This is a genomic window from Phocaeicola sp. RTP21198st1_B8_RTP21198_201120 (assembly GCF_040929485.1).
Taxonomy (GTDB): Bacteria; Bacteroidota; Bacteroidia; order Bacteroidales; family Bacteroidaceae; genus Phocaeicola; species Phocaeicola dorei.
Map to the genome: position 1 here is coordinate 1 of NZ_JBCOCI010000141.1, position 5599 is coordinate 5599.

At 39.0% G+C, this 5599-nt stretch carries 2 protein-coding genes; both read right to left on the minus strand.

The window, feature by feature from the left end:
* Window positions 1-588: 588 nt before the first annotated feature.
* The gene (locus AB5935_RS23285) at window positions 589-2544 is read right to left on the minus strand and encodes a SusD/RagB family nutrient-binding outer membrane lipoprotein (RefSeq protein ID WP_007832961.1); all 1956 of its coding nucleotides are present in this window, start codon (window positions 2542-2544) and stop codon (window positions 589-591) included.
* A gap of 19 nt (window positions 2545-2563) precedes the next feature.
* A partial coding sequence (locus AB5935_RS23290; RefSeq protein WP_195594668.1) for a SusC/RagA family TonB-linked outer membrane protein occupies window positions 2564-5599 on the minus strand: 3036 nt, incomplete at its 5' end.

The window sequence follows — 5599 nt, forward strand, 5'->3', positions numbered from 1 at the left end:
GTTATATAGCCATTGACGAATTCCAGCAAATAATGGAATATCCGGAGAAAGGAGTGGAAGGCCTGTTGAGATCGTATGGGAACAGTTACTCATGGCAGTGTTCAAGCAATTGATGTCAATGCACGCTTCCAACGTGTTAATGGTGAACAGAATTTAGACCTTTCGGTCTATAAATATGGTAACGGAGAATATTTACTATACTTATGTAAAAAGAAAGTTGAAGAGTTTTCGCAATGCAAAGACATTAGTTAATCTTTATCCTAAAAACAAACAAGAGAATGTGAAAGAGTTTGTAGATATAAACAATGTCAATTTTAAAAATTCAAAAGAAATACTGAAGCTACTGTATCAATTCTCAATCAAATAGAAAAAGATAAGATAATTTTTTTGCCCAATGTTATCCATCATCAATTAAATTTGCTTTTCGATTTGGAATTCAGATAAAAGGAATTAGTTTTAAAGGAAATAAATCCCCTTCATTCTTACCACTAATAATAGGAAAGAATAAGAGGATTTATTTTAAGAAAATTTCAATCTATAAAAACTTTCAGTTTCTATTTTTATCTGAAATATCTTTTCAGAATCAACTTATTTGATAGCCCACCAAAGTGGCGTCATCATTGTATTGTCTTCTGCACCTAATAATTGCAATGCATTTTGGTATTGTTCTTTATCTGCGTTTTCTAATGCTGTCGGATACCGCATACGTTGTGTATAATGATACCATTTCTGACCATTTTTCCATTCTGAAGCCTGAATATATTTCTCCATGTCAGAACCGGTCAGTGTACCTTCATTAGCTGGAATTTCAAAGAAAGGCAATCCTAAACGACGACGGTCATTCCACATTTCAACTACTCCATAAGGCACATTAGCAATATACTTTTGTGTAATGATCTTGGTTAGTTGGTCATTCAAAGCACCACCTTTGTATAAAATCTTACTGGCGTCTGGATAATTATAAGTCATTTTTCCAGCTTGCTTGGTATAACCATTCACATAATCAGCTTCAAAAGAAACCGGTTCTACGGTATGATCAAAATTTACTGAAGTACCTACACGGTTATAGCTGGTAGATGCCAGATATTGATTTACATATTGACTTAGGCCAAGGTATTCGAAATTGGCACGTACACCGTTTTCATACGCTTCTTTAGCGCTGATGGAGTTGGTCCATCCTCTTAAAGCACCTTCGGCCAACAAAAAATAGGTTTCCCATGGTGACATCCAGATACGTCTGGCGGTGTTATCACGATATTGTTTACCCAGCATTGGAGTAGTATCATACATACTGCCTAAAACATCATTGAATTTGAATGTCTCAGTACTCCATGCGGAACGAGTACCTGCCGGATAACCATTCCATGTGAACTGAGCGTCAATCTTTACTAGTTTTTTTTCAGGATCAGTCGGATCCAGCATGGCATGTTCTGCATGATTCTTAACGCCTTGCGAACCTTGATCTGGAAAATTTTCAGCTTTTTCATCATTCGTTAAACACCATACTTTCAAAGCACGCGGATCAAGATGTTCAGGAATACCATCCATCCACAATTGTTTGGTTGGATTATCAGTAGTTACCGGATAATGATTTACGTATTGTTCACCAATATAATTCATAGGCTTGATGTAAGGCGCCAAGTCCGGACGATAACTGGTTACAGGAATATCTCCTAAACCAGTTAACAGATTACACATAGTAGAAGAAATACATTGGTCATTCCAAGGACGATTCATTACACCTTCATAACAAGACCATCCGCCTGCCTCTGGAAACGAAAAGAAATCATCTGCAGAAGTCAACAAACTTTTGGATGCAGCATCCGCAAATTCAGCCTTGACATCGATTTTTGAAGTAGATACTTCGGACAGGCGCATGGCATAACGTAAGCGGAGGCTGTGAGCCAATTTGACCCATTTTGCAGCATTGTATCCAAAAGCAGGATCTCCTTTAGCTTCTGTTTCTGTAGGTTCTACAGACGTGTTAATTCCAGCGGCTGCTTCTTTTAATTCGGTCAACATGAATACATAAACATCTTCTACGCTGTTGAATGTCGGATTGACACCTTGAGCAGCGTCCAAAGCATATGGACCAAAAGAATCAGCAAAATCTGCAATCAGCATAACACGCCAAATACGAGCAAATTGTTTTACATTAGGAAAGAAAGCCTGTTCATGTTCGGAAGTTCCCGGATTTACATCTGCCATATTGATGGCATTGGTGGCATATTTTACCCAATTGGAGGTATAACTATACAATCTGTCGTTATACTCATTGCTATAACGGGCGGTTACTCCCATAGTGTTATCACCAATAATTCGTGTAATGGAAGCCCAGTTATACACAAATACACGTTCTGCAATATCCGGGTCCATTTGCGCCTCATAAAAAGATTTATTCAGTGCATAGTCCGGATGAATATATGATTCGCCTGCTGCAGAGGGACTAAAATTGATTTCCTCAAAGTCATCACATGATGTGGCACCTCCCATCAAAGCAGCACCCATTACCAGACTGAATAATAATTTATTTACTTTTTTCATTGTTGTCGAGTATTAAAAATTAGAAACCAAGTGTTACATTAAACAAGAAGGTACGTGATGTTGGTGATGACGCATTCTCAAATCCGGTTGCATTGGTACTGGTAGCAAACACGGATTCGGGGTCTATGCCATGCAGATTACTATGAATCATCCAAACATTGTTGCAAGACATCCCTAACTTAACTTGCTGGAACGGACCTTTTGCAAGCATCTTCCGGGGGAAAGTATAGTTTAAGGAAACATTACGTAAACGAACATTCGTTGCATCATACAAATTAGCTTCACCAATACCCATATTACCAGTTGATCCAGTTACGGCCGTCCAATAAGATTGTGGTTCTACTTCGATGGTGCTAGGTGAATAGCCCCCGTTTCCGTCTGCAATAACCCCATCTACTACAAATTTATCGCGTTTACCGTTTACCACAGTACATGCTGCCACACCATTGGCTTGCAACATTCGGTTTGAACCAGAAAAAATTTCACCACCGATACGTGCGTCTACCAAGAAACTCAATGTAAAATTCTTGTAAGAGAATGTATTGGTCCATCCTACCAAACAAGTAGCTTGTTGATCACCAATCTTTTGTATTTTTGAGTCACCTTGTGGCAAACCGGCATCATTCAACAACATTTTTCCATAATAAGGACTATTCTCATCAGTCACCCGCAGATAAGTAGTACCCCAAATTTCACCATAATTACCTCCAGCAACAGCCAAAATCTTTAAATTATCATAGGTACCTAAAGTATATTCGTTAATACCATCAGCTAGTTCTATAATCTTGTTTTTGTTGGTAGAGAAATTCACTTGAGTGTCCCAAGTAAATTCTTTAGTTTGTACCGGAGTAGCATTCAACATGATTTCTACACCTGAATTCTGAATATTACCAGCATTAATTTTCATTGAACTAAATCCAGACAATGAGTTCATAGGTAAATTTAGCAACTGACGTTTAGCGTTTGATTTATACCAAGCCACATCTAACCCTAGACGATTATTGAAGAAACGGACTTCGGCACCGGCTTCCCAAGATGAAATCAATTCGCTACGTACATCTTCATTAAATAAGGTACTACCAGACACAGACGCACTCGTACCTCCTGTTTCATAGATAGATCCAATACCATATACGTTATATAATTGATAAGGATCGAGGTCATTACCTACCTGTGCAAAAGATACACGAGCCTTGGCATATGTAAACCACTCGGGCATTCCCTTTCCCCGGTTATTAATCATATCACTGATTACCCATGAAGCACTGATAGAAGGATAAAAGAACGAACGGTTGCTCTTACTCAAAGTAGAGGACCAATCATTACGTCCTGTCAAATCCAAAAATGCCCAACCGTCATAGTTAACTCCCAGTGTACCATACAATGAATTGGTCTTACGATGAGTATAAGTCTGACTGATACTTCTGTTTGAGTCGGTTGAATTTGTCAACCAGAATAAATCAGGCACTGTTAAAGCACTAACAGAATTGCTAACACCTGTTGATTTACGTTCCATTAAATTCCCACCGAATGTAAACACACCTCCGAAATCGCCTAATACACGGTCTTTTTGTGCGGTAACCAAAAAACTGAAATTATTTTCATAGAATTTTTGTTCACCAAAAGAATAACGACCGTTTTCTGATGAAGGACTGCCAGCATACAGTTTGGTTTCTGTTTCTGTGAAATACATATCACTACCTGCTTTAATTTCTGCGTTCAACCAATCTGTAATCTGATATTTCAACGAACCATTCAGCAAAAAGCGATTACGTTTGTCTTGATTGGTATTGTAATCTTTTGCCCAATATGGATTCTGACCACTGCCTTTCTCCCACCAATACATTTTTCCATCTTCTGGATTTTTGGCCTGTTTAAACTCTCTTATATCCAAAGAAATAGGCATCATGTACATGGAATAGAAATAGTTGTCCGAGCGCGCACCGGATATAGGACGATTGGTAGCATCAGACAAAATATATTGTACTTTGGCATCCACACTCCAACGATTATCTTTACCAAATGACGAAGTGATACGTGACATTAAGTTAGTACGGCTATACTCTGCCCCTGGAATCTTGCTGAAATCGTCCATACGGGTAGCTGATAAATAAACGGATGTCCTATCAAACTGTTGCGAAAAAGCGATATTTTCAGTTAAATTCACACCTGTCTTAAAGAAATTAGCTACATTGTCAAAATATTGCATATTTTGAGTACGTCCGTTCCAGTCTGTATAGCTTTGACCTGTAATAGCTGGTCCCCAGTTAGAACTAGAGGTTGCATTGAAAATGCCATTAGAACCTTGACCGAAAATAGTTTGTCGTTCGGGTTTCATAAATACATTTTCCACCGAAACGGATCCGGAAAATGTAACACCAAGCCCCTCGCTCTTAGTACCCTTCTTTGTTGTAATCAGGATAACACCATTACCTGCACGCGAACCATAAAGCGCAGCAGCAGATGCACCTTTCAAAACAGACATTGATTCAATATCTTCGGAGTTGATATCCGATAAACCGTTACCCATATCAGTAGATGGATTCCACATATCATTGTTGTCGGCTCCAGTAAAATTATCCAAGGGTACTCCGTCTACAACAATTAACGGCTGGTTCAAACCCGTTACAGAATTACTACCACGAAGCTGAATCTTAGAAGAACCGGCAGGACCATTACTTGAACGGATGATTTGAACACCGGATACTTTACCGGAAAGAGCATTGGCTAAGTTTGTTTCGCGAGCTGCTACCAATGCATCACCTTTTACCTCCTGCATGGCATAACCTAATGCTTTCTTTTCGCGTTTGATGCCGAGAGCGGTTACTACCACTTCCTGTAGCGTTTGTGTGTCATCTTGTAATGTTACATTCAAAGGTTGACCATTCCAGGGAACTTCAACAGTCTGATATCCCACGAATGAAATTTGGATAATATCCCCTTTCTTCACTCCAGATAATGAAAAGTCGCCATCAATACCGGTAATAGTACCATTAGTCGTACCTTTCACTACTACAGATGCACCAATGACAGTTTCACCCGTAGCATCCTTGAC